Below are 24706 nucleotides of genomic sequence, written 5' to 3'. Positions count from 1 at the left end.
CCTTGATATTCGCCATGGACATCATCCCCATCATGGCCCTAGAATTGTCAACAATTGACACTGCAGCTGAAGGAGAGCTTTATGCAGCCATACATTTACGTACCCAAGGACAAGATCGAAGGCGAACTCGAGCCCAACGGCCACCGCGCCGGCTATGACTCGGGTGACCCCAAGACCGCGATCCTCAAGTTCGACACCGAGGTCAAGACAGGTGTCTGGGAGTGCCAGCCGGGCGGCTGGAACATCACGCCGCGCGAGGACACCGAATTGTGCTACATCGTGAGCGGCCGCGTGCGGGTCACGGACAACGGCTCCGGCAACGTGTACGAAGTCTCGGCGGGCGACGTCGTCGTGCAGCCCAAGGGCTGGACCGGCCGCTGGGAGGTCCTCGAGACCGTCCGCAAGGTCTACTGCCACGGCTTCGACTGAGCCGCCTAACCTTGATGTCCCAGGCTGCGGGCCGCCCCTCCATGAGGGGCGGCCCGCACGCCGTTTAAGGACGATCCTCCGAGGGCAGTACCACTTCCTGGCATCGCCGAATTGTTGACAATCGCCACCCCTAAGCGTATTGTCGACAATCGACGACACAGATTTCGTCGACAATCGACAACCAGTTATCTGCTTCAATCCACCCTTGGAGGACTCGTGGTATTCGAAACCAAACCCAAGTTCGTCACGTTCGACATGAACGGAACGCTCATCAAGTTCGCCATCAACGACACCATGCGTGACGTCCTGGGCGAGCGCCTGCCGGCGGAGGTCGCTGATGAGTACCTGCGCATCTGCAAGGCGTACCGGATCGACGAATGCACTGGCGCGTACAAGCCCTTCCACCAGATCGTCAACGACTCCATGGAGCGCGCCTCGCGCAAGGTCGGCATCGAGTTCCGCGCCGACGAGGCACGCGAGGTCTACGACCGGATCCCGTCGTGGGGCCCCTACCCCGGTGTCACCGCGGCGCTGAACCGCCTCGCGGAGGCCGTTCCGCTGGTCATCATCACCAACAGCGACACCGTGGTTGCCGAGAAGCTTGCGGCCAACCTCCAGGCTCCGTTCGCGGACATCATCACCGCTGAGCAGATGCGCATGTACAAGCCGCGCCTCGGAGCGTTCGAGTACATGTTCGACAAGCTCAACGTAACCCCGGACGAGCTCGTGCACGTCTCCGCGAGCCCGATGTACGACCACCGCTCCGCGGCCGTCATGGGCATCGAAAAGAAGGTCTACGTCGACCGCGGCTTCGAGCACGACGAGTACTGGCTCGGCTACGAGCGCATCACCGACATCTCGGACCTCCCGGTCCTCTTCGGCCTGCCGCGTCCTGACGCTTCCTAAGGGAGACCTGGGTACCGATGAGTCTGCCACTAGCTCAAACCGTCAAGGGCGATACGGCTTCAGAACGACTCCAGGCCCTCGGCCTGGAACTGCCCGAGCTCGACAGCAATGCCTACTTTGTCCATCACCGGGCAGTCGGCGAGAGCATCCATATCTCGGGGCAACTGCCCTTCAAAGACGGCGTGCTGCTGGGCCAGGGCATCGTCGGCAAGGACGTGGAGCTGGAAGCGGCCAAGGAGCTCGCGCGCCACGCCGCGCTCAACTGCCTCGCCGCCGCCGTACAGGCAGTGGGAGACCTGGACCGGGTCCGGATCGTGCAGATGCTCGTATTTGTTGCCAGCCCGCCGGACTTCGCTTTGCAGTCGCAGATCGCCAACGCGGCCAGTGAACTGCTCATCGAGGTCTTGGGCGAAAACGGACGGCATGCCCGCACCGCGATCGGTGCCGCCGGGCTGCCGCTCAACACCCCGGTGGAAATCCAGATGGTCGTCACGTCCGTCTAGGGGCCCGCATGAACGTTCGGGACCCGCTCATGCGGGTCCCGAACGATCATCATTCGAGGAAGCCAGCATCGCTGCCCTCGATCATTCATACTCAGAATCAGGAGAACAGCGTGAACCGGCTTCAGCGAGCACTGGACGTTCTCGTCGAGCGGGTCGACACCCCGGCCCCGATCATCCTTGCCGACGTGATGCAGGACAACATCGACCGCATGCAGGCCTTCGCCGCCCGGAATGGGCTCGACGTCAGGCCGCACGTCAAGACACACAAGTGCGTGGAGATCGGACGGCGTCAGGTTAAGGCCGGTGCCGTCGGAATCACCGCGGGCAACGTGGGCGAGGCCGAGGTCTTCGCAGGGGCCGGATTCGAGGACATCTTCATCGCCTACCCGATCTGGGCGGCCGGGACAAAGGGGCCGCGGATCCGCCGGCTGGCCGAGACCACGCGGTTGCGGGTCGGCGTCGACAACGTCGCGGCGATCAATGTGCTCGCCGACGCGATGGGAGACGAACCTGAGCGGCTGCAGCTCGTGATCGAAGTCGACTGCGGTGCCCGTCGTTCCGGCGCACCGGCGGAGGCCGCCGGCGACCTCGCGGCCGCTGCCCGCAAGCGCGGCCTGGTAACGGCGGGGGTCTTCACCTACCCGGGACATGGCAGCGCCGGCCCTGAGGCCCGCAAGAGCGCAGCCCAGGACCAGGAGGCCACCCTCATCGCTGCCGTACGCAGCCTCTCCACGGTCGGTATCACACCCGAGGTGGTCAGCGCAGGCTCCACGCCCACCGTTGAGTTCGCCACCAACAGCGTGATCACCGAGATCCGTCCCGGCGAATACGTCTTCAACGACCTGAACAACACCCGCCTCGGCGCCTGCACCGAGGACCAGATCGCGCTGTTCGTGGCCGGCACCGTGGTCAGCGACTGGGTCCCTGGCCAGGTCATCCTCGACGTCGGCACCAAGGTGCTCGGCCGCGAAGGCAGCCCCGAGCGCGGCTACGGCGGCATCGCCGGAACAACGGCCCTCCTCTCAAAGCTCAACGAGTACCACGGATTCCTCCCTTTGCCCGAGGGCTTCCGCCCAAGTGTCGGAAACGTGCTTCCGGTGGTGCCCAACCACGTCTGCCCGATTGTGGTCAATTTCGAGGAGTACATCGTCACCGACAGCACGGGCACGTCCCTGGAGCGGTGGCCGGTGGACGCCCGCGGATTCCTCAACTGACCGGTCCGCCACAGGAATTCCCCACCGAACCTCGCAAACCAATCAACGTACCCATGAAGGAGTGTCTGACATGAGACTCGATAAAGTCACAGCCCTGGTGACCGGCGCCAACAGCGGAATCGGGCAGGCGGTGTGTTCCCAGTTCCGCAATGAGGGAGCCCGCCTGCTGCTCACCGGGCGCAAGGAGCAGATCGACAGCGCCGGGCCCGGGGACCTCTACGTTCCCGGAGACCTGAACGACGAAGCCTTCGTCGAGCGCCTCGCCCGCGAAGCAGCCGAAACCTACGGCACCGTCGACGCCGTCGTCCTCAACCACGGCCTGCAGGTCAGCGGCCCACTGACCGAGATGTCCTATGAGGACGCGAAGAACACACTCCACAGCAACCTCTTGAGCTCGTTCCTGGTGATGAAGCACTTCGCGCCGCTCATGCCCGCCGCCGGCGGCTCGTTCGTCCTGGTCAGCTCCCGCCTCGGCATGGTCGGCAAGCCGGAGGAAGTCCTGTACTCCGCAGCCAAGGGCGGGCTGATCATGCTCGCCAAGGGCGCCGCGATCGAGTGGGCTGAACGGAACATCCGCGTGAACGTCGTCGCACCGGGCCTGACCGCCACCCCGATCATTGAAGCCTCCATCCAGCGCAGGGAAGACCCCGAGGCCTACCGCCGCCAGCGCGAGGGGCAGATCCCGCTCCAGCGCCTCGCCACACCCGAAGAGGTCGCAAACGCCGTTCTCTTCATGGCGTCGTCGGAGTCCTCCTACATCACCGGTGCGGTCCTGCCCGTCGACGGCGGATACACCGCTGCCTGAACAACTCAACGCTTGACAGACAACGAAGGACAACAATGACAGCCCTTGCAGCAGCACCCCGTAACGGAGAGCTCGGCTTTTGGATGGCCGGACCCGCGGACAAGAGGCCCTCGTACCCCCGCTTCACCGGCGACGGCTCAGTAGACCTGGCCATTATCGGTGGCGGCTACACAGGACTCTGGGCAGCGTACTTCGCCAAGAAGCTCGAGCCCTCACTCTCGGTCGCGGTTTTTGAAGCGGAACAGATTGGCTACGGCGCATCCGGCCGGAACGGCGGCTGGCTCTCTGCAATGCCAGCCGGTAACCGTGCGAAGTTTGCCCGCGCGTCGGAAGGCGGCATTGAGGCGAGCCGTGCCTTGCAGCGGGAGTTTATCGCCGCCGTCGATGCTGTCCTGGACATCCTTCAGGCCGAAGGCATTGATGCGGATCAGATCAAAAGCGGTGCGCTGATAGCTGCCCACACGAAGGCCGGGCTTGGCCGGCTGGCTGTCCGGCGTGACGCCGAGCGGAAGTACGGATTGACCGACGACGATGTCTACCTGCTCGACCGTGAAGAGTTCCAGAAGGAAGTCAACATTTCCACTGTCCACGGCGGAATGTTCTACAAGCACTGCGCCCGGATTCATCCGGCGAAACTCGTCTACGGACTCGCTGACGCCGTTACCCGCATGGGAGTGAGCATCTACGAGGGCAGCCGGGTAGGCAGCATCGACGGCAACAGCCTCACTCTGGACGGCGGGCGGGTCACTGCGGCCAAGACGTTCGTTTGCACTGAAGGGTATTCCGGGCAACTGCTTGGCAGCAGGAGCCTGATTCCGATCAATTCTTCGATGCTCGTGACCAAGCCGTTGTCGGACGAGGCGTGGCAGCAGATTGGCTGGAACGGGCCGCAGAACCTCAACGACTCCGCGCACACCTTCATCTATTCGCAGCGAACAGCGGATGGCCGGATCGCCATCGGTGGCCGGGGCAGGCCCTATCGCTACGGCTCCGGGACGGGCGGCGCGGGTGCGACTGCCCAGTCCACGATTGACCTGCTGACCACCAAGCTTGGCGCCTTCTTCCCAGGCATCAACTTCGAAGTGGACCATGCCTGGTCCGGAGTCCTGGGCGTTACCCGCGACTGGAACGGGGGTGTGCAATGGGACCCGACGTCCGGAATCGGGTCGTCGACAGGTTATGCAGGACACGGCGTGACCGCGGCCTATCTGGGCGCGAGGACCCTGGCGGAACTGGCCTTCGACCGGAAGACGGAACGAACGTCACTTCCCTGGGTGGGGTACCGCGCACCCAAGTGGGAGCCCGAGCCCCTACGCTGGCTGGGAGTCCACAGTATGTACAGCCTGTTCGGCTTTGCCGACAAGTGGGAAGAGCGCAGGGATTCCACCGAGACCTCACTCCTGGCCAAGTTCGGCAGCAGGCTCGCCGGACTTCACGAATAGTGGCAGCCCGCCCGAGTTGAACATCAACCACCCGGACCCCAACCAGCAACGAAAAGGTGCTTCAAAATGACCGACGGAAAACTCGCAGTCATCGGACTGGGCAGCATCGGAAGCATGGCCCTGTGGCAAGCTTCCCGGCTGACAGACTCGGTAGTCGGCTTCGAGGCCGCCACCCCCGCCCACGGCCGCAGCGCCGTGGGCGGGGACACCCGCCTCTTCCGCATGATCTACCGCGGCAACCCCGACTACTACCCCATCCACCAGCGCTCCCAGCGGCTCTGGGCCGAACTCGAAGCCGAAACCGGCCAGGACATCCTCACCCGTTGCGGCGGCCTGTCCATCGGCACCGCCAACGGCCCGTACCTCAACGCCGTCCTGGAAACCACCAAGGCCACCGGCGCCGAACACCAGCTCCTCAGCCATGAGGAACTGGCCGAACGGTACCCGCAGCACAACCTCCACGACGGCGACGTCGCCGTCTTCGACCCGAACGCCGGTGTCCTGCGCACCGACCGTGCGGTGACTGCGGCAGTCGCCGCCGCCGAAGCCAATGGCGCCACGGTCCACCGCAACACCCCCGTGGACAGCATCGCCGAAACCGCCGACGGCGTCGTCGTCACCTCCGGCGGCCGGTCCTGGACCTTCGAGAACGTCATCGTCGCCTCCGGCGGCTGGTCCCGCAGGCTCATGCCCGACTACCTCAAGGCCGCAACGGAAACCAAGCGTCTCATCCTGACTTGGTTCGTCGCCAAGAACGGGGCCGAATTCACCCCCGACAAGTTCCCCACCTTCAGCCGGATCTATGGGGACCGTTCCATGTACGGCGCACCCGCCGTCGACGGCGTCACCGTCAAGGCAACACTTGACGGCCGTGGACGCCCCACCCCCAACCCCGACGCGGTCCCGCGCGACCTCACCAGTGAGGAAATCGCCGAGACGGTCGAGACCGTCAATGAGTTCCTGCCCGGACTCATCCCGAATATCGTCCGCACCGATGCCTTCCCCGAGCTCTACACCAAGGACGGCCAACCCCTCCTTGGGCCGTTCAGCGAAGGTAGCCGGATCTATTGCGCCACCGGATTCTCGGGTGGCGGTTTCAAGAACGCCACTGGGTTTGGGGAAATTGCCGCTCATGAGGCGTTGGCCAAGCGTACGTTTGAAGGCATCGATTTCGTACGCCCTCAACGGTTCATCCCGGCAGTAGCTGTTTGACATATAGGTAGTGAGCATTCGCTGAAATGAGGGGGCTATCAATGGCCGCAACGGAAAGACAGTTTGCGCTGGAAGGGAGACCTACGGCTCAGCTGATTGCAGACCACCTGCGCGAACAAATCGTCCGAGGAACCATCCGCCCCGGGCAACAGATCAATGAATCCCTCGTGGCGAGCCAGCTCAACACATCCAGGGGGCCTCTCCGGGAAGCACTTCAACGCCTCTGCCAGGAGGGGATCCTGATCTATCGGCGCAACTACGGGGTATTTGTCGTGGAGATTGAACCGACGGATCTGAGGGAGATCTACTCAGCTCGGGAGACCATCGAGTCCACCGCTGCCTGCATGCTCTTGGATGGCGGCCCGGAGCAAATCCGGAACGCCATCGAACTGCTGAAGGAAATTGTGGGCGGTATGGCGAAGCATGCGGCTGCATCCGACTGGGAGGCCATAACCCGGCTGGACATGCAGTTCCACTCATCCTTCGTCGCCGCGGCGGGAAATTCCCGTCTGGACCGCATCTACAAGGCGCTGGCAACCGAATCACGGATGTGCATCCTGAACCTGGAAGTCTCGTACCCCAGAATGGACGTCTTGGTGGAAGAACATCAAGACATCCTGGATCTGCTGGAGGCGAGTGACAGGGAGGGCCTCCTCGCGGCCATCAAACGGCACATGCAAGAGGCCGTTGACCACCTCAATTCAACCCATGAAGAGCAAGGCAGCCCTTGACTGCGACGGACCTAACCGACTGGGTGCCGGTATAATCGACAATCGACAATGAAGGGGCAGGATGGAAGCCACGTTTAGATGGCCCTCGCAGCGCACCACGACGCCGGACGGCGTCTACGCTGTTCTGCGCACAGCGATCCTCGACGGCACCCTGCCTCCGGGTGGGCAGCTTCGGGAAGTGCACATCGCCACTGACCTCGGGATTAGCCGGTCGCCGCTGCGTGAGGCAATGTCCAGGTTGGAGGAGGAAGGGCTCATCGTGAAGATCCCCTTCCGGGGGTCGTTCGTCGCAGAGGTAAGCGCCCGGGAGGTCGCCGAGATCGCGTCGGTCCGCCTGCTTGTGGAACCCTACGCGGCTGAGCTCTCCGCCGAAGTGTTGTGTGGACCCGGGCGGCCCCAATTGATGCAAACCGTCGAGGATCTCCACCACGCCACGGAGAAGAACGACATTCCAGCCAGCATCGACGCGCACCTGCGCTTCCACAGGCTGTTCTATGACTTCTCGGGCAACAGCGTGCTGCAGAATCTTTGGAATGGCTGGGAGACGAAGCTGCGGCTGTACCTCGCAGTGGACCATCGCACGTACAGCGATCTCCATGTTATAGCCGTTGAGCACCAGAAGCTGGCCGAGCTTGCCCTGGAAGGCGACATCAACCGGTTCCGGCAGGAACTGGCAGCCCATTTCCAAACGGCCCTGCAGGCTTAGACGATACGGGGCGGGCCAACCCGCCCCTCGACCGCACCACCGCCTTCCGCCGTGGCCCGCGGCATTTGAAGATTGTCAACAATCGACGATATGCTCAAGCAAGCAATTCGCACGCCAAGTGGAAAGCGCACCATGCATTCAAAGTTTGCCGCCGCCGAACAAGCACCGGCCCTGAAAATGCTTCAGGACGCGGGGGTGCCCGTGGAAGTCTCTGGTCATCGCTTGGCCGCCTACTCCTACGATGCATCCAATTACCGGATTCCGCCTCTCGGCGTTGTGTTCCCACGCAGTGTGGAGGACGTCGTCGCCGTCCTGGCTGCGTGCCGGGAAGCCAAGACTGCTCTCATTAGCCGGGGCGGAGGCACGTCCATGGCCGGAAACGCCATCGGCCCAGGCATCGTGCTGGACTTCTCGAGGCACATGAACCGGATCATCACCATCGATGAGACCGCAGGAACGGCAGACGTCGAAGCCGGCGTTGTGCTTGCGCAACTCACCCGGACAACCGAACAGGCAAGCGGCGGAAGCCTTACTTTCGCCCCGGACCCGTCCTCAAAAAACCGTGCCACGATCGGTGGCGCGATCGGAAATGACGCATGCGGCAACCACTCCGTCCGCTACGGACGAACCTCCGATCACGTTCACGAGATCGACATCGTCACCTCCGATGGAGCCCTCCTCACCGCGTCGGACAAAGGCATCCGGGCCACCGATCCGTCCGATGCCTACTCCGTATCCCGGGCATTCGAGTTGGGTGAAGGCCTCAAGCAGCTCGCTCAGGACAACCTGGCACCTTTCCGTCGCGAACTTGGCCGCATCCAACGGCAGGTATCGGGTTACCACCTTGCCAACTTGCTGCCGGAGAACGGCCTGAATGTTGCCAGGGCCCTGGTCGGCACCGAAGGAACCTGCGCCGTCGTCGTACGCGCCCGCATGAAGCTCGTCCCCAAGGCATCCAGCGCACTGCTCGTCTGCCTCGGCTATGCCGACGTCGTCGACGCCGCAAAGGACATCGAGACCATCCTTGACTTCTCGCCCGCCGCGGTCGAGGGCATCGATGAGGCCATCGTGGGCACCATGCAGCTGCGCCGCGGAGCCGACTCCGTCCTTGGGCTTCCCCAGGGAAAGGCGTTCCTGTACGTGGACCTCGACGGTGACGACCCTGACGAAGTGGCCAGCCAAGCCGCGCTGCTGCTCGAACGGCTCGCTGCAAATGGCCGCTTGCTCGATGGGCGGACCGTTCCGGACCCCGCTGAACGCGCCACGTTGTGGCGGGTAAGGGAGGACGGCGCAGGCCTGTCCTCGAGGCCGGCCAGTGGCGGGGAGTCCCAGGCCGGCTGGGAGGACTCCGCCGTCGCCCCGCAGAACCTTGCAGCCTACCTGGCTGACTTCCGGACGCTCCTGGACGACCACGGGCTGACCGGGATCATGTATGGACACTTTGGCGCGGGATGCATGCATATCCGCATCACCTACGACCTTCGCACGGAGGAAGGCCGCAGCGTGTTCCGTAAGTTCACGCAGGCCGCCGCCGAACTCGTGGTCCGCCATGGCGGCTCCCTGTCCGGTGAGCACGGCGACGGACGTGCCCGCTCAGCGTTGCTTTCGCGGATGTACTCCCCCGCCATGCTCGCCGCGTTCGAGGACTACCGCAGGCTCTGGGATGAGGCAGGCATCCTGAATCCGGGCTCGATCACGGATCCGGATCCATTTGACGCCAACCTGGCGCTTGAGGGGATTCCCGAACGTGAATGGAGGACGCACTTCGAGCTCCGGCCGGTCGAGGCTGCCGCCGCCGGAGCGGACCCGTGGGTTCATGCCGTCCAGGCGTGCATCGGCGTCGGAAGATGCCGTTCGGACTCCGGCGGGGTGATGTGCCCGAGTTTCCGGGCCACGGGGGACGAGAAAGACTCGACCCGTGGTCGGTCCAGGGCACTCCAGGACATGGTCCGGGGAGCACGCACCATCGACGAGGGCTGGAAGTCCGAGGACGTCCGTGAGGCATTGGACCTGTGCCTGGCCTGCAAGGCCTGCTCCAACGACTGCCCCGCGGGCGTGGACATGGCCAGCTACAAATCGGAGTTCTTCTCGCATTATTACGAGGGCAAGCTCCGGCCGGTGTCGCACTTCTCGCTCGGGTGGCTGCCCAGATGGCTGAAGCTCACGTCCCGCATCAGTCCGGTGGTCAATGCCGTCCTGGCCGGTCCGCTCGGAAAGGTGGTAGCGGCGGCCGGCGGTCTCACCACCCGGCGGGCCATGCCGAAGTTCGCCTCCAGGAAGATGCTCAGCGATTCCCTCGCAGCCTTCGCAAAGACGCCCGCGGACGCGGACACCGTGCTCTTCGTCGACTCGTTCACCAAGGGTTTCCGGCCAGAGGTGGCAGCCGCCGCTGCCCGGGTTATCGAAGGCACCGGAAGGCAGGTCTCCTGCGAGACAGACGCCTGCTGCGGCTTGACCTGGATCTCGACCGGCCAGCTGGACGCAGCGAAGAAGATCCTGGGCAGGACCGTGGCCAAGCTGGACGACGGCAACGACGCACCCATCGTTGTCATCGAGCCCAGCTGCGCCGCCGCGCTGAAGAAGGACGGTCCCGAGCTTCTCGGCACCGAGGCCGCCGAACGCGTTTCGCACAGGATCCAAAGCTTTGCCGAAGCGGTGAAGCAATGGGTGGATAACGGCTGGCGACCCCGGAATGTGCCACCGGCGGTGACAGTCCAGACGCATTGCCACGAGTACTCAACCTTTGGAGCGACGGTACAGCGGAAAGCTCTGGCGGCCCTCGGAATAGCCGATGTCACCGAAGCAACAGGCTGCTGCGGCGTAGCGGGAAACTTCGGATTCGAAGCCAGCCACTACGACATTTCCATGAAGGTGGCGCAACAGGCACTGGCTCCAGCTCTTGAAAGCACGGCGGCAGACACGCCGGTCCTTGCCGATGGCTTCAGCTGTGCAATGCAAGTCAAGCAATTGGAACCGGAGCGTAAGAGCCTTCACCTCGCCGAACTCCTTGATCCGGGAAACACTGCCCCTAGCGCCTAGGCCGCAATGTGGCTGTGCAACCCCCGGCACCGGTTTCGTACTCGGGGCGTCATCCTCGAAAACTCCAGAACGACCGAGGCGCCATAGACACCTGTTGGCGCAGGGTTGCCGGGTTGTAAAACAAGGAGGCCTTGGGGCGGGCAACTTGCCCACCCCAAAGGCCGTTAGGCAGCAACGACGCCAAATACCGTCAGCTGATTGGGCTACACCGCGTCCCTTCACGAGTCCGTGGCATGCTGTGAGACGTTGACGAAAATCCTGGATTAGCCAGTCCAGCTCCCCGGATCCACGCGGAATGCGCACCCGGCCGGGCTGGCGGCAATGGCCGCCAGCCCGGCGTTGGGCATGAATTCCGCAGCACGAACCAGGTCACAAGATGTCGAAGACGAATCCGAACTCGGCGGCACGGGCCTCGAGCCGGTACTTCTCAAGGACCCCCGGACCGCATGCCGCGGTACCAACACCGTGCACCGCGGCATCAAGGTAGACATACGTATCGCCGTCCGCGGCCAGGTCCGGCTGGTGCCTGGCGTCGGCCAACGTCCGCAGGCTGTACGGCCGCACTGTGAGGTAGCAGGACTCGGCATGCACGCCAAGGCCGCTGGAATCAAAGCGGAGTTCGGCGGTGTCCACAGCCCCGCGGGCTCCGGACTCCTGCGGGCGGACGTAAGGGACATCAAATTCATCGACCGAAAGGGAGTACCAACCCGTCCGGGCGCCTTGCCCCGTATCGGGGTAGGACTGGTGCGGCCCGTCGCCGAACCACGTGACGTTGCGGGCAGCTCCCGCCAGGACCAACTCGATGCCAATCCGTGCCCACGGCACTGGCCAGTCTCCGTCCGGCATGACCTCCGCTCGGACAGCCGCGCGGCTGCCACCTCCTTGCCATCGGAAGGTCACGAAGACACCGAACTGCTTGTCTGCTGCTGCGATCCGGGTCCGGACCACCAGCTCTTCCGCGCCGGCCTCGGTGGTTTCGGCAGCCAGTCCGATCAGCCGTGAATGCATCCGATCGAGGCCTGCCTCCCGCCACTGCTCGGCCAGGGGACGGGGATCGGGTTGTTCGAAGTCACCGCCGTTGTCGTTGTCCGTGTCCGGACGCCAAAGATTCAGCCGGAACTCCTTGACGGGCAGATCGCCCAGGGAGACCAGGCCCCCGCTGGCGCGATCAAAGCGTGCCGGCCCAATAACGATTTCCTGATCCGTGTCCTCAACCGGGGACGGGGAATCAACCGGGGGCAGCTTGGGCCGGTTCACCGCCCCTTGGCCCCAAGCGATCTCGTGTCCAGCAGGCGCCCAGGCCGTGTCATTCGCGAGGACTGCGCTAACGGTGAGCACCGCCGTCGAACTTCCCGCGGCCGCGAGCAGTCCGGCTGGCAGGGCAGCGCGCGCTTCCGCGCCCGGCCCCACAGCGTCCACCCCTGCGACGCCGGACTGGCGGATTTCGCCGTTGATTTCAAGCCGCCAAGGGAATTGCAGGTGGCTCGTATCGACGAAATCAAACTTGTTCCGCACGGCAAAGGAATTCCAATCCGAAGCCACAGCAATCCCTACGGGCTCGATGACCTTTTTGAAATCCAGGAGGCCAGGACGCGGGTTGAGGTCGGCGTCGACGAGTCCGTCGGTCACGAAATTGCCGTCGTGGACCTCCTCCCCGAAATCGCCACCATAGACGAAATACTCGCGGCCATCATCGTCCCGTCGGGTAATTCCGTGCTCGATCCATTCCCAGACGAATCCACCCATGAGCCTTGGATAGCGCTCGAAAAGCTCCTGGTATTCGGACATGCCGCCCGGCCCATTGCCCATTGCGTGCACATACTCACAGAGGATGAACGGCATCGCACGGCGGCGGGCGTCCAGTTCCGCGTTGTCCAGGACTGGTTCAATTCCCTGGCCGATCAATTCCGTCTCCGCCTGGTTCGCGTACATCCGCGAGTAGACGTCCACGTAGGGGCAGGCCCAGTCCCCCTCGTAGTGGATGGGGCGCGAGGGGTCCCGGTCTTTTGCCCAGCGGGACATTGCCGCCAGGTTCTCCCCGGTGTGCGACTCGTTGCCAAGGGACCACATGATGACGCTCGCGTGGTTCTTGTCGCGCTCCACCGTCCGCCGCATGCGATCCAGGAAGGCGTCGCGCCAAAGGGGATCGTCGCTGGGATTCCGGGCCCACTGCGACCCGTAGAACCCGTGGGTTTCAAGGTCGCACTCGAGGATCACATAGAACCCCAACTCATCGGCAAGCTCGAGGAAGGACGGGTGCGGCGGATAGTGCGAGGTGCGGATGGCGTTGATGTTGTGCTGCTTCATGAGGCGGAGTTCACGTTCCAAGCGCTCCGGTGTGACCACGCGCCCGAGGCGCGGATCGTGTTCGTGCCGGTTGACGCCTCGGATCAGGATCCGTTGCCCGTTCACCTTGAACTGGGCGTCCTCAATGGTGATCGTGCGGAAGCCCACCCGCACGCTTGCGGTCTCCCCTGGCGCCACGACCTCAGCGGAATACAGGCGGGGAGTTTCAGCTGTCCAGGGCTCGACGTCGGGAATGCGGACTTCCGTCCCGGCGGGCACTTCGATCCCCAGTTCCGGCACGCGCACGACGGCGTCAATCGCCTGGCCAGCCCGGGTCGCCTCGACCAGGAGCGTGGCTTCTCCGGAGGTGTGGTCGTATCCGGCGTGCGCGAAGACATCGTCCACGCCGTCGGCGGGACGGGCCTGCAGTGCTACATCGCGGAAGATGCCGGGCAGCCACCACATGTCCTGGTCCTCAAGGTAGCTCGCTGCAGAGAACTGTGCCACCCGAACAGCCAGGACGTTCCGGCCCGGCCGCAGCACCTCCGAAACGTCGAACTCGTGGGTCAGACGACTGCCGCGGGTCGTCCCGAGCAAGGTCCCGTTGAGCCAGACGGTGCCGGCCGAGTCAACCCCATCGAAGCACAGGACAGATGCCGGAAAGAACTCGGGGCCGGCGTCGAAACCCAGCAAATAGTCGCCGATCGGATTCGCGTCGGGAACATAGGGAGGCTCAACCGCGAAGGGGTACTGGACATTGGTGTACCAAGGTGCGCCGTGGCCCTGCATCGGCCAGCTCGAAGGAACCTCTAGTTCCTCCCAGCCCGCAGGCTCGCCGGACGTGCCAAGCTGCCAGCCGTCGGCGGGAACCTGCCGCGCGCCATCCCAGATGCGGAATCGCCACGTGCCGTTGAGCAGTGCCCGTGGGGCATCAGTCTTCAGGCGGGCGCGGGGAGGCTTGGTGTTCCGCGACGGGCCTCTGTCCGCCAGCTCCCCGACGTAACTGGCATTCAGGTCCAGCTCACGCTTCGGGGCAAATGCCAACGTCATTCCAGATGCGGCGGTGGTAGGTTCATCGGCCAAAAGGAGTCCTCGATTCGAAAGTCTGTGAGGCGGCCTCCCTTTGGTGGGAGCGTACCGTCGACGGTTTCGTGAACGTTCACGAAACGCGTCCAGCTTATCGAAATTCCGCCCAGCTGAACAGGGCCCCGGACCCGTGGATTTCCTCCAGCCCGCCCTTGCCGCGCGCCACAAGGGGCATCCCCGCAACGCTAGGCGGAGCCGCGCAACAGGAGTTCATGGCGGATAACGCGCCGCACCTCCGGGGTTCCTGGCTGGATCTCACCGCTGAGGAGGCCGTCCAGGAGTTCGACGGCGGTCCGGCCGACCTCTCGCAGGTCAAGCCCCAGCGTGGAGAGTTCGGGGGTAAGGAGTTCGCCGAGGGGAATGCCGTCCATGCCCAGGACGGCACAATCCGCAGGCACGTTTCGGCCGGCCCGGGCCAATGCCTTGAGTGCCCCGGCCGCCATGAGGTCATTGAAGGCGATGATCGCGTCGATATCGGGAGACCGTTCGAGCAGGGCTTCCACGGCCTCCCTGGCAGCAGCAGCGGAGTCACCGGCGGCCCTTACGACTGAATGGGAACCCGCGGACGGGGTCGACGTTCCCTGGGGAGCATCCGACAGGAGCGCGGCGAATGCCCTGCCCCGGACAGATAACCCTCGGCCCACCGGATCGTCAGTGCTGGCGCTTGCTCCCGCCCCCGGCCAGTCGATGTAGGCAATGTGCCGACGTCCCTGCTGGCGAAGGTAGGCGACAGCAACTGAGGCCGCCCGGGCGTAGTCGAATGCTATGGAGGCACCTGTGAACCCTTCGTCCGCGAAATCCAGTGCCACTAGTGGCCGGCCGGACATCAGGGCCAGCGCGCGGTCTGCGTCAGCGCCTAGATACCCGATAACAGCGTCCACTTGTGGAGCGAGCCGCTCCACGGCATCAAGAGCGCTTCGTCCACCGTGGCCGAAGTCGTCAACCACCACGTGCCAGCCCCTTGCAGTGGCTTGTTCGACGACGCTGGAGGCGAAAGCCGGATAGTACGGATTGCCTAGGTCGGGGATGGCCAGGCCTACCGAAACGTGGGAGCCCTGGACAAGTCCGCGAGCGAAGCGGCTGGGCGTGTAGTTGAGTTCGCGGGCAAGCTCGAGGACGCGTTCCCGCGTTGAAGACTTAATACCAGGCATACCGTTCATGGCCCGCGTCACCGTCTGGCGGGAGACGCCGGCGGCAGCGGCAACGTCAAGGATGGTTGCCGGCTTTGCGGTGCGGACGGCGGGCAAGGATCGGGACGCCTTCGATCCCATGGCATCGGAACTTACGGGCTTTGGACTCATAGACCGCAATTCTAAGTGCCGTCATCCCGGGGAAGGTGCGGTGGAGCCGCGGGTCACGAGACGAGGAGGGACGCGCCCAGCGCCATGCTCAGCCATCCGCGGTATCGGTCAGCAGCAGCAGGCGGCTCAGCCTGGGCATGGGCCGGCCTTCCCGCGGGGCGAGGAGCAGACGGGCCTCCTGTTCTCCTCCGGTGTTGAACGGCATCTCCCACACGCCGTCCGCCCCGGCGGTTACCTCCGCAGCCGTCGGGTGGTCGCCGCCGGAGAGGAGGAAAGGCTCCTCTTCTTCCCCGGGAACCCATTCGACGCGGAGGCTCGTGCCGACCGTCGTCCAGTCGCGCAAGGTGAGCGAGAGCGGCCCCTGGGGACGGAGCCAGCGAGTCCCGTCCGCCGTCAGGCCGCGTTCCGCGCGGGGAACGCTGACGTCGTGGTCGAGTTCAGGCTGCTGCTCCCCGAAGGTGATCGCGTCCACCACCCGGGCTTCAACGGCCGTGGACGCCCTGTCCTGCCCGGCCAGCGCGTCCCGGACCTCATTGACCTCGCTGCCGTCCTGCGCCACGGGCCAGGAGAGCCGGTACCGGGAATCGTGGATCCTGTGCAGGGGTTTCAGGCGGACCCTTTGCCCGTCCGCGGCGAGCATAGAGAGCCCCTCCCCCTCCTCGGGCGCTGCGTCCAGGCCGCCGGCGAGCAGCACCGGGGCATCGGCCATGGGCCGGAGCGGGCCGGAGGCGATGTGGGCTGTTCTGGCCCCGCCCGCCCGGTACTCCAGGCTGTCGTCGGGGATCTCCTCGGCCAGGACGGTCGGGCCGTATTGGATCCATGCCCAGGCGGAGCCGTCAGGGGCGGGGACCAAACATGGCTCACGCTCCAGGCTGAGCCGTATCTCCTCTGTGCCCTCCCAGCGGCGGCGCAGTCGCCACCAGCCCGTGCCGTCGTCGTCGATTCTTTGGCCGTCGCCCAGCGCGGCGGCCGTCCCGCGCGCCCACTGCGGGACACGGATGGCGAGTGTGAACACACGCGGTTCCGGCGCCGTCACCCGCACGCGGGCGGTGCTCCCAACGGGCCAGTCTGAGTCGATGGAGATCTGCACGCCCTGTTCCTCCCAGCTGAGTTCACTGGCGAGGAGCCAGGTGATGCGGAGTTCGTCCCGCTGGCTGACGTACACGTGGGCCCCGTGCTTCGCGTGCGCCTCATAGCCGGAGCCCATGCAGCACCAGAAACCGTCCTGCTCGGGTGAATACACCCGGTAGTGGCCGGGACGGTGCGAGGTGAAGTAGACCAGCCCGCCGTGGTCCGGGTGCTGGGTCGAGAGCACATGGCTGCACTGGGTCACTTCGATGTAGTCCAGATAGTGGTTCTCTCCCCCCAACAGATAGAGCTCGGCTGCGAGCTTGACCATGTTGTAGCTGTTGCAGCTCTCCGGACCCTCACGGCCGAGGAACATCGGGGAGAAGGCGTCCCTGCGGTGGAAGTGCTCCCGTACGCTGTTGCCGCCGACCGCGCTGCTGCGCCTGCCCGCGACGTCGTCAAAGAAGGCCTTGGCCGCCTCGCCGATGCGCGCGGTCCCCTGGTCTTCCGCACCCAGTTCGCGGGCCGCCCTGGCGATGGTTGCGTAGCCGACCACCACGGGGATCTGCGTATTGGCGTGCAGGCCGGCAAGGGAATCCTGGTCCCGCTCCCCGGGCAGGGCCAGCACCCGGGCGATGAGTTCCTCCCGGACGAATCTCTTGGCCAGGTCCAGGTAGCGGGTGTCCCGGCGGAGCAGTGCCAAGCGGGCGAACGCCTCGGTGAGGCCACCGAACTCCGTGACCAGCACCCTCTCCAGGGCCTCTTGGTCCATGCGAGCCATGGTGTCCAGCCACCAGTTCCCCAGATCGTCCAGGAGCCGGTCCGCCGTCGCCGAGGAGACGTTGCAGGCGACGTCGATGAGGCCGGCCAGCGTCTTGTGCAAGTTGTACAGGGGGACCCAGCGGCCGTTGAGCTCGAAGGGCGACGCCGTGATCTCACCGCGGGCGAGCTCGTCCCAGAGCGCTTGCCCGCGGTGGACACCGCCCAAGTAACCCGTGCCGCCGGCCAACTGCGCTTCCCGCAGCACGGAGAGCATGCGTCCAAGCATCTCCCCCAAGCCGCGGTCGCCGTTGCCCGCCACAGCCAGGGCGAGGGCAGAAAGGACGTGACCCGCGGTGTGGCCATCGAGTCCGGAAGCCTCCCAGCCGCCGTAACCCTCCGCAGTAGCCGGCAGGCCGGCCTCGCGGCGGAACGGAGCCAGAAGGCGGTCCGGGTCCAGGCGCAGCAGCGCCTCACGGTTCACCCGCTGGGCATCAGCGAAGCGGCCCTCGCGGAGCCGAAGCTGCTTCAGGGGCCGGTACTCGCGCTTCATGGTTGTCTCGTTTCATGACAATGAAGGTCAAACAGGTACCCCATCGAGGCTGAGACGATGGGGTATCGGCGGCGGTATTCAATGCTCAGCAATTGAGGCAGGGCTTGCTGCCGGCGGCCCTCGCGGTGGCCACTGCGGCGGTAGCGGCTGCGGCCGCAGGCGCCTGGCCGGCCAGTGTGCCGCGAACGGTCGCGAAGGAGTGGGCCGGCAGGCGGAGCACCAACTGGCCTTCGCGTTCCTTCACGGCCAGCGGACGGGGCGCGACGGCGTTGGGATGCGCCGGCGCGTTGAACGCTGCGACGCTGTCTCCGCCGAGCACCAGGGCCTCCACGTGCTCCAACTCGCCGCCGCGCAGATCCAGGACCACCTCGCTCTCGTCCTCCAGCCCAAGATTGGCCACGGAGATGAGCACCTGGCCATCCTTGGTGCTGGCAGACGCAGTAAATGTCGGGAGCCGGGCACCATCCACCTCATGCGAGGCACCGGAGTCCACGTGCGTGTGCAGCACCGCGGCGTCCTGGTGACCGGCGTTCATGGCAAACACATGGAAGGTCGGGGTTTTGACCAGGGCGCCGCTCTCCGGATCGGTGAGCAGCATGGCCTGCAGGACGTTGACCGTTTGGGCGATGTTGGCCATCACCAGGCGGTCCGCGTGGCGGTGGAAGGAGTCGAAGTGGATGGCCGCCACCAGGGCATCACGAACGGTGTTCTGCTGGTAAAGGAAGCCAGGGTTGGTGCCGGGTTCCACATCCCACCAGGTGCCCCACTCATCCAGGACCAGGCCCACCGCCTTGTGCGGGTCGTAGACGTCCATCATGGTGGAGTGGGCGCTCAGCAGAGTCTCAATATAGTAGGCCGCCTTGACGGTCTTCCAGTACTCTTCCTCGGTGAATTCAGTGGCAGAGCCCTTCGCATCCCAGTGGCCGGACATGGTGTAGTAGTGCAGGGAGATGCCCTGGTACGGGAACGGCTTGCGATCCGCACCGCCCTTGTCCGGCAGCGCCTCCATCAGTGCCTTGGTCCAGGCCACGTCATCCGCGTTGGCACCGGCTGCGATCCGGTACACCTCGTTGCCGTTGTGGGAACGGACGAACGTGCTGTACTGCCGGGCAACATCTGCATAGGCCTCCGCACGGAAGTGGCCTCCGCACCCCCACGGCTCGTTGCCGATGCCGAAGAAGGGAACCTTCCAGGGCTCGTCCTGGCCGTTCTGCCGGCGGAGTGCCGCCATGGGTGAATCATCGGCGCGGGTGAGGTATTCGATCCACTCGCTCATCTCCTGGACCGTGCCGGAACCCACATTGCCGTTGACGTAAGCGTCCGCCCCGAGCATCTCGCAGAGATCCATGAACTCATGAGTGCCGAAGGAGTTGTCCTCCACAACGTCGCCCCAGTGGGAGTTGACCATGCGCGGGCGCTGCTCCCGCGGGCCGACGCCGTCACGCCAGTGGTATTCGTCGGCGAAGCAACCGCCCGGCCAGCGCAGATTGGGGATGCGAAGCTCGCGCAGAGCCCCCACGACGTCGTTGCGGATCCCCCGGGTATTGGGGATCTCGCTGTTCTCCCCCACCCAGAAACCGCCATAGATACAACGGCCAAGGTGTTCAGCGAAATGGCCGTAGATGTGGCGGCTGATGGTGGGGCCAGCGATGTCCAGATTGACGACGAGCCGGGGCGAAGATGCCATGTTCAAGATTCTCCAAAGTCTTTGAGTAGATTCAGCTGGTTGATTCCCGGACGATGAGCCGGAAGGGGGCCACGAGCTCGCGCCCGGGGCGGGGAGAACGGTCTTTGATCCGTTCGGTGAGAAGAGTGAGCGCCGTGCCGACCATCCAGTCATGGTCCGGGGCGATGGTCGAAAGTGAGGAACGGAGAATTCCGCCTGCTGGATATCGTCGGAGCCGACGACCTTCACGTCCTCGGGGACACGGAGCCCTGCGTCCCTGAGGCCGCGGATGACGCTCTCTTCAACTGTCTGGAGCTCGGTTTCCGGATGTCCGTACTGCCGTCATGACTTACCTCCAATTTCTCCTCCGATCCGGCAACCCTCGACAAATGGAAGCGCCGAGAGCCTTGCTTTTTGTGTTAGCGCTAACATAATCTATGTCAGCGTCTTACGGTTCTGCCTGGCCCCCTCCCCTCCTGCTTCGTCAAGGACACACCATGACTATCACCCTGGAACCCACCCCAAGCCTGCACCTCGTAGCCGGCAGCGCCGCCGAACTATCCATCCGGCTGGCAGAGGCCTTCGAGGCCCTCCTCCCCACAGCTATGGCCCTGGGAGACCACGGCATCCTGGTCACCCGCCTGAACGACCGCGAATACCTCGTGGCGCTGGATCCCTCAGTCCCCTTCGGCACCACCATCGAGCGTTGCGCCTGGGATCGCCCCGGGTCAAAATGAGCCGGTCGAAAGCACCCTGGCGATACGGGACGCCTAGCTGCTCGGGGCACCGATGGACCATGGAGTGCGCAGCGCACGCTCTGTGAGCAGCCGCCGCTCGCCGACGATGGTCACCTCAGCCGCCACAGCGGCCTCGGCTGCCGACGGACCGGCGATGAGGTGCAGCGGGCCGGGGTCGACTCCGAGCGCCCCGTATTCGCCGGTGACCGCGAGCCGGGCAGCGTCTACGTGGAAGGAGACCGTGCGCGATTCACCGGACCCGATCCGGATCCGGGCGTACCCGATGAGTTGTACCGCCGGGCGAACCACCGGCGCCGACGGGAAGGCCGCGTAGAGCTGGACGACCTCTACGGTGTCATCGCCGTCGTTGCGTATTGTCACGGCCGCGTCGAGCGAGCCGTCAGTGCTGAGGGTCGCTGCGGCGGTGATTGTTTCGTACGTGATAGCGCCCCGGGTGAGTCCGAAGCCGAACGGGTACAGCGGTGTGTTGTCCAGGGCGGTGATCCCCGGGTTCCAGAGCCCGAGCGCCGGCTGCAGGTACGTCGTCGAGGCGTACGGATGCCGCGGGATCTGCACGGGCAGGCGTCCTGTTGCCGGAACGCGACCGGAGAGCACTCCGGCAACCGCGGCGGCGCCGTCGGCTCCGGGGAAGAACGCCTGGACGATGGCACGGGCCTTCCCGTAGGCGCCAAGGGCGTACGGACGACCGGACAACACGACCAGGATAGTCGGCACGCCCGTGTCGAGGACTGCGGTGACGAGCGTATCCTGCCCTCCGGGCAAGCGAAGGTCCGTGGCGTCGCAGCCTTCGCCTGAGGTACCGTCGCCGAACAACCCGGCAATGTCTCCGACCACCACGACCGCCACGTCGCTGTCGCGAGCGAGCGCAACAGCGGCGGAGACGGCGTCGGAATCAGCGGAAGTGATTTCACCACCGGCCTCGAACCGCACCCGGTCCGCTCCGAACTCCTCGCGGATAGCGGTAAGCATTGTCGGAATCTTGATGCCGAGGTCGTGCCCGGGGTGTTTCGAAAGCACATGGTTGGGGAACGCATAGCATCCGACGAGGCTGCGGAATTGGTCCGCCGCCGGGCCGAGGACCGCGATGGTCTCGGAACTGAGAAGCTCCAGCGCATCCTCGTCGCGCAGCAGCACAACCGACTCCTCGGCGATCCGCGCGGAGATCTTCCGATTGTGGCTGCTGTCGAGATCGACGTTTTCGGCATCGACCGGGACAGGCGGCGCGTCATCGAAGAGTCCCGCCTCGAACTTGTGCCGGAGGTGGCGCTGCACGGAGCGGTCGAGGTCGCGCTCGTCGACGACGCCCTCCCGGATCAGGCGTGGCAACTCGCCGTACGCCGCTGTCTGCGGAAGTTCGACGTCGACTCCTGCGCGCAGGGCCAGCCGGCCCGCGTCAGCGGTGTCGACAGCGACGTGATGCATCGCAGAGAGGAACGGCACGGCCCAGTAGTCGGCGACCACCGTGCCCTCGAAGCCCCAACGATCGCGCAGCAAGGTCGTCAGCAGGTGCCGGTTTGAGCTGCTTGGCACCCCGTCGATATCTGTATAGGACGTCATGACACTGCGGGCACCGCCTTGCCGCAGTGCGGCCTCAAATGGAGGCAGCACGGTGTCGGCGAACTCGCGCGCACCCATGCTGACGGGGCCGTGGTTGCGGGCACCGCGGGATGCCGCGTACCCGGCAAAGTGCTTCAACGTCGAAATAATCCCTGTGCTCTCCAGTCCCGCGACATACGCGGCACCAAGCTGCGAAACGACGTAGGGGTCTTCGCCGAGGGTCTCCTCAACGCGGCCCCAGCGGTAGTCCTTCACCACATCGACCACGGGGGCGAGTCCCTGGTGGATGCCGAGAGCGCGCATGTCGGAGCCGATCGCTTCCGCCATCTGGCGGACCAGTTCCTCATCGAACGTCGCTGCCCAGGCGAGTGGCGTCGGAAAGGCGGTCGCGCCGTAGGCCGCAAGACCGGTGAGGCACTCTTCGTGTGCGATGGCCGGAATGCCGAGGCGGTTGCCGGCAACGACCCGCTCCTGCAGCTCGCGTAGGCGGCGCACGCCCTCGGCGACGGTGACCGGTTCCGTGCCGAAGACGCGAGTGAGCTGGCCGAGCCCGCCTTCAAAGGGATCGGCGTCCGCCCCGGGACCGCCCTCCAGTTTTGGCGCGAAGTCGTCTGCCGAATCGGTAAGCCAGACGGATCCGAGTTGGGCCGCCTTCTCTTCAAGGGTCAGCTCGGCGGTGAGCAAGCGCGCGCGTTCCTCCGCAGGGAGCGATCGATCCCGCCAGCCCCGCTGGTTGCCGGTATCCGTCAGACCGGTCTCGGGCAGTGCGGCTGTGCTGGAAATGTCGTGCAGCATCAGCCTTTGAACGCCCCATCCATAATCCCCGACACCATGCGCCGGCCGACAAAAAAGAACACGATCAGCAAGGGCAGCGTAGCCAGGAACGAGCCGCCCATGGCCAGAGCCACATCAACCGTCCGGTTGGCCTGGAGTTGCTTGAGTGCGATCTGCACGGTGAACAACTCCGGCGATTTCAGGACAATGAACGGCCACATGAAGTCGTTCCAAACCCCTGTGAACGTAATCAGTCCGAGCACGAACGCGGCCGGACGCACTACCGGGAATGCGATCGCCCAGAACATCTGCCACGAATTGGCACCGTCAATGCGGGCGGACTGAATGAGCTCGTCGCTGACGGTGGTCGCCATGTGTTGGCGCATCCAGAAGATACCGAACGCACTGGCAAGCCCGGGGACGATGATTGCTTGCAGCGTGTCAACCCAGTCAAGTCCCGAAATGATCAGGTACTGCGGGATCACGCTGAGCTGCGCAGGGACGGTCATCGTCAACAGAACAATGAGGAACAACACATTCCGGCCGGGGAACTGAAGCTTGGCGAACGCGAAGCCTGCCATCGCGCACATGACGGCGGAGACGACGGCGATCGTGAGCGAGACGAAGACGCTGTTCATCAGCGAAGCGAAGAACGGGACGGTGTCGAACACCTTCGCGGCGACGTCGAAGAACTGCGTGCCCGGGTACATTCGCGGCGGGATCGAGGTCACGGCTGTGGCTCCCGCAGACGCAATGACGAACATGTAATACAGCGGGAACACCGACACGACGACGGCGAGCGCGAGGAACACGTACACGCGCCGACTGACTCTGCCGCCTTTGCCGCGGCGCTTGGGGCGGCGGCCCGGCTTCACTCCGCGTGCGGCCACCCGCTGCGGGATGACCTCATCGATTACGTCGGACATCAGCGGGCCTTTCGCGTACGTGTGGACAGGAAGAAGTTGAGGAGCGATACGAGAACGACGATCACGAACAGGACGACGCCGATCGCGGAACCGTAACCGAACTTGAACAGGCCGAAACCCTGCTCGTAAAGAAAGAGGGACAGGGTCTGGCACTGTCGGCCCGCGCCGCACGTGAGGCCCGATTCGGGCGATACGAGAAGCGGCTCCGTGAAGATTTGCAGCCCGCCGATGGTCGACATGATGACGCTGAAGACGATGATGGGGCGCAGCGACGGGATCGTCAGGTGGCGGAACTGCTGCCAGCTCGAGGCGCCGTCCACGGAAGCCGCCTCGAACATCTCCCGGGGCATCGACTGCAAACCAGCCAGGTAAAGCAGCGTGTTGTACCCGAACCAGCGCCACATGACCATCGCGGAGATGAGGATCCAGGAGCCGTAGTTGCTCGCAAGGAAGTTCACCGACGGGAGCCCGAACAGCCCCAGGACCCAGTTGATGAAGCCGAAGTTCTTGTCGAAGATCTGGGCGAATACGATCGCGGTCGCTGCGACGGAGGTGATGTACGGGACCAGCAGCGCCATGCGAAAGAAGTTCGCCCAGCGCAGACGCGCATGGTTGAGCAGGTGCGCGAGAAAGAGCGCGAGAAGCAGTTGCGGGATCGTCGAGATCAGGAAGATTCCGAACGTGTTCAGGAGCGCATTCCAGAACCGTCCGTCGGCGAAGAGCAACTCAAAGTTCCTGAGGCCGACGAAGGTCTGCTTTCCAATGGGATTCCAGTCGAACAGCGAGACGTAGAAGGTGAAGAGCAGGGGGAAAAGTCCGAAGACGATGAAGATGATGAAGAAAGGCGCAACGTACGCGTAGGGAGCGAGCCGCTCGGAGAGCGAGTTGCGGATCCGCGTAGCCTTCTGAATCGGGCCTTTGCGCTGATTGCGGGAGAGAGTGGCTGTCGCCGTTGACACAGGGGTACCTCCGTCGAAGGGGTGGC

The 24706-nt window shown here is 64.7% G+C and carries 18 protein-coding genes; 11 read left to right on the top strand and 7 right to left on the bottom strand.

Annotation, left to right across the window (positions count from 1 at the left end; genetic code table 11):
* The first annotated feature begins 81 nt into the window (after window positions 1-81).
* The 10 genes from ACZ9CK_RS07865 to ACZ9CK_RS07820 all read left to right on the top strand — a co-directional run bounded on the left by ACZ9CK_RS07865 (window position 82) and on the right by ACZ9CK_RS07820 (window position 10987).
* On the top strand, window positions 82-429 hold the full coding sequence (locus ACZ9CK_RS07865) for a cupin domain-containing protein (RefSeq protein WP_426303251.1): 348 nt from the start codon (window positions 82-84) through the stop codon (window positions 427-429).
* A 216-nt stretch (window positions 430-645) separates the two neighbouring features.
* Complete coding sequence (locus ACZ9CK_RS07860; protein ID WP_476049679.1) at window positions 646-1335, top strand: haloacid dehalogenase type II; 690 nt, start codon at window positions 646-648, stop codon at window positions 1333-1335.
* A 17-nt stretch (window positions 1336-1352) separates the two neighbouring features.
* The gene (locus tag ACZ9CK_RS07855; RefSeq protein ID WP_476049678.1) at window positions 1353-1838 is read left to right on the top strand and encodes a RidA family protein; all 486 of its coding nucleotides are present in this window, start codon (window positions 1353-1355) and stop codon (window positions 1836-1838) included.
* A 110-nt stretch (window positions 1839-1948) separates the two neighbouring features.
* Window positions 1949-3052 (top strand): alanine racemase, encoded by a 1104-nt coding sequence (locus tag ACZ9CK_RS07850; protein WP_476049677.1) that lies wholly within the window; start codon window positions 1949-1951, stop codon window positions 3050-3052.
* Window positions 3053-3122: 70 nt separating this feature from the next.
* Entirely contained in the window at window positions 3123-3857 is a 735-nt protein-coding gene (locus ACZ9CK_RS07845; protein ID WP_476049676.1) for an SDR family NAD(P)-dependent oxidoreductase, read from the top strand.
* A gap of 35 nt (window positions 3858-3892) precedes the next feature.
* Entirely contained in the window at window positions 3893-5299 is a 1407-nt protein-coding gene (locus tag ACZ9CK_RS07840; RefSeq protein WP_476049675.1) for an NAD(P)/FAD-dependent oxidoreductase, read from the top strand.
* Between the two features lie 66 nt (window positions 5300-5365).
* Window positions 5366-6511: an N-methyl-L-tryptophan oxidase gene (gene solA / locus ACZ9CK_RS07835; protein WP_476049674.1), complete on the top strand. Its 1146-nt coding sequence runs from the start codon at window positions 5366-5368 to the stop codon at window positions 6509-6511.
* Window positions 6512-6552: 41 nt separating this feature from the next.
* Window positions 6553-7242 (top strand): GntR family transcriptional regulator, encoded by a 690-nt coding sequence (locus ACZ9CK_RS07830; protein WP_426303244.1) that lies wholly within the window; start codon window positions 6553-6555, stop codon window positions 7240-7242.
* 61 nt (window positions 7243-7303) lie between these two features.
* Complete coding sequence (locus ACZ9CK_RS07825; RefSeq protein ID WP_426303243.1) at window positions 7304-7948, top strand: GntR family transcriptional regulator; 645 nt, start codon at window positions 7304-7306, stop codon at window positions 7946-7948.
* Window positions 7949-8080: 132 nt separating this feature from the next.
* The gene (locus tag ACZ9CK_RS07820) at window positions 8081-10987 is read left to right on the top strand and encodes an FAD-binding and (Fe-S)-binding domain-containing protein (RefSeq protein ID WP_476049673.1); all 2907 of its coding nucleotides are present in this window, start codon (window positions 8081-8083) and stop codon (window positions 10985-10987) included.
* A 369-nt stretch (window positions 10988-11356) separates the two neighbouring features.
* Here ACZ9CK_RS07820 and ACZ9CK_RS07815 read toward each other — a convergent pair whose 3' ends face one another.
* The 4 genes from ACZ9CK_RS07815 to ACZ9CK_RS07800 all read right to left on the bottom strand — a co-directional run bounded on the left by ACZ9CK_RS07815 (window position 11357) and on the right by ACZ9CK_RS07800 (window position 19727).
* Window positions 11357-14323 carry a glycoside hydrolase family 2 TIM barrel-domain containing protein gene (locus ACZ9CK_RS07815; protein ID WP_476049672.1) on the bottom strand — a complete coding sequence of 989 codons (2967 nt, stop codon included), beginning with the start codon at window positions 14321-14323 and terminating at the stop codon, window positions 11357-11359.
* A 221-nt stretch (window positions 14324-14544) separates the two neighbouring features.
* Entirely contained in the window at window positions 14545-15660 is a 1116-nt protein-coding gene (locus tag ACZ9CK_RS07810) for a LacI family DNA-binding transcriptional regulator (protein WP_476049671.1), read from the bottom strand.
* Between the two features lie 88 nt (window positions 15661-15748).
* Window positions 15749-18040 carry a beta-L-arabinofuranosidase domain-containing protein gene (locus ACZ9CK_RS07805; RefSeq protein WP_476049670.1) on the bottom strand — a complete coding sequence of 764 codons (2292 nt, stop codon included), beginning with the start codon at window positions 18038-18040 and terminating at the stop codon, window positions 15749-15751.
* A gap of 85 nt (window positions 18041-18125) precedes the next feature.
* Window positions 18126-19727 (bottom strand): alpha-N-arabinofuranosidase, encoded by a 1602-nt coding sequence (locus tag ACZ9CK_RS07800; protein ID WP_476049669.1) that lies wholly within the window; start codon window positions 19725-19727, stop codon window positions 18126-18128.
* A gap of 476 nt (window positions 19728-20203) precedes the next feature.
* Here ACZ9CK_RS07800 and ACZ9CK_RS07795 point away from each other — a divergent pair, with 476 nt between their 5' ends.
* A complete protein-coding gene (locus ACZ9CK_RS07795; protein WP_426303236.1) occupies window positions 20204-20443 on the top strand; it encodes a hypothetical protein in 240 nt (79 codons plus the stop codon).
* A gap of 33 nt (window positions 20444-20476) precedes the next feature.
* On the opposite strand, the gene ACZ9CK_RS07790 is transcribed toward ACZ9CK_RS07795, so the two are convergent.
* From ACZ9CK_RS07790 to ACZ9CK_RS07780, 3 genes are read right to left on the bottom strand one after another with little or no spacing between them, the layout of a single operon-like run.
* The gene (locus tag ACZ9CK_RS07790; RefSeq protein ID WP_476049668.1) at window positions 20477-22816 is read right to left on the bottom strand and encodes a beta-glucosidase; all 2340 of its coding nucleotides are present in this window, start codon (window positions 22814-22816) and stop codon (window positions 20477-20479) included.
* Complete coding sequence (locus tag ACZ9CK_RS07785) at window positions 22816-23721, bottom strand: carbohydrate ABC transporter permease (RefSeq protein WP_476049667.1); 906 nt, start codon at window positions 23719-23721, stop codon at window positions 22816-22818. Before ACZ9CK_RS07785 ends, ACZ9CK_RS07790 begins: the two co-directional genes overlap by 1 nt.
* A complete protein-coding gene (locus ACZ9CK_RS07780; protein ID WP_476049666.1) occupies window positions 23721-24680 on the bottom strand; it encodes a carbohydrate ABC transporter permease in 960 nt (319 codons plus the stop codon). Before ACZ9CK_RS07780 ends, ACZ9CK_RS07785 begins: the two co-directional genes overlap by 1 nt.
* Window positions 24681-24706: the final 26 nt, after the last annotated feature.

The organism is Arthrobacter sp. TE26545 (assembly GCF_056279005.1).
This window is presented reverse-complemented; position numbering and strand designations above follow the sequence as displayed.

What these genes read in the sequence shown, in the direction of transcription:
- ACZ9CK_RS07820 (WP_476049673.1), top strand. Translation starts at nt 8,081, where the DNA reads ATGCATTCAAAGTTTGCCGCCGCCGAACAAGCACCGGCCCTGAAAATG.
- solA (WP_476049674.1), top strand. Translation starts at nt 5,366, where the DNA reads ATGACCGACGGAAAACTCGCAGTCATCGGACTGGGCAGCATCGGAAGC.
- ACZ9CK_RS07830 (WP_426303244.1), top strand. Translation starts at nt 6,553, where the DNA reads ATGGCCGCAACGGAAAGACAGTTTGCGCTGGAAGGGAGACCTACGGCT.
- ACZ9CK_RS07810 (WP_476049671.1), bottom strand. Translation starts at nt 15,660, where the DNA reads ATGAGTCCAAAGCCCGTAAGTTCCGATGCCATGGGATCGAAGGCGTCC.
- ACZ9CK_RS07790 (WP_476049668.1), bottom strand. Translation starts at nt 22,816, where the DNA reads ATGCTGCACGACATTTCCAGCACAGCCGCACTGCCCGAGACCGGTCTG.
- ACZ9CK_RS07785 (WP_476049667.1), bottom strand. Translation starts at nt 23,721, where the DNA reads ATGTCCGACGTAATCGATGAGGTCATCCCGCAGCGGGTGGCCGCACGC.
- ACZ9CK_RS07805 (WP_476049670.1), bottom strand. Translation starts at nt 18,040, where the DNA reads ATGAAGCGCGAGTACCGGCCCCTGAAGCAGCTTCGGCTCCGCGAGGGC.
- ACZ9CK_RS07840 (WP_476049675.1), top strand. Translation starts at nt 3,893, where the DNA reads ATGACAGCCCTTGCAGCAGCACCCCGTAACGGAGAGCTCGGCTTTTGG.
- ACZ9CK_RS07815 (WP_476049672.1), bottom strand. Translation starts at nt 14,323, where the DNA reads ATGACGTTGGCATTTGCCCCGAAGCGTGAGCTGGACCTGAATGCCAGT.
- ACZ9CK_RS07825 (WP_426303243.1), top strand. Translation starts at nt 7,304, where the DNA reads ATGGAAGCCACGTTTAGATGGCCCTCGCAGCGCACCACGACGCCGGAC.
- ACZ9CK_RS07800 (WP_476049669.1), bottom strand. Translation starts at nt 19,727, where the DNA reads ATGGCATCTTCGCCCCGGCTCGTCGTCAATCTGGACATCGCTGGCCCC.
- ACZ9CK_RS07795 (WP_426303236.1), top strand. Translation starts at nt 20,204, where the DNA reads ATGACTATCACCCTGGAACCCACCCCAAGCCTGCACCTCGTAGCCGGC.
- ACZ9CK_RS07845 (WP_476049676.1), top strand. Translation starts at nt 3,123, where the DNA reads ATGAGACTCGATAAAGTCACAGCCCTGGTGACCGGCGCCAACAGCGGA.
- ACZ9CK_RS07865 (WP_426303251.1), top strand. Translation starts at nt 82, where the DNA reads ATGCAGCCATACATTTACGTACCCAAGGACAAGATCGAAGGCGAACTC.
- ACZ9CK_RS07855 (WP_476049678.1), top strand. Translation starts at nt 1,353, where the DNA reads ATGAGTCTGCCACTAGCTCAAACCGTCAAGGGCGATACGGCTTCAGAA.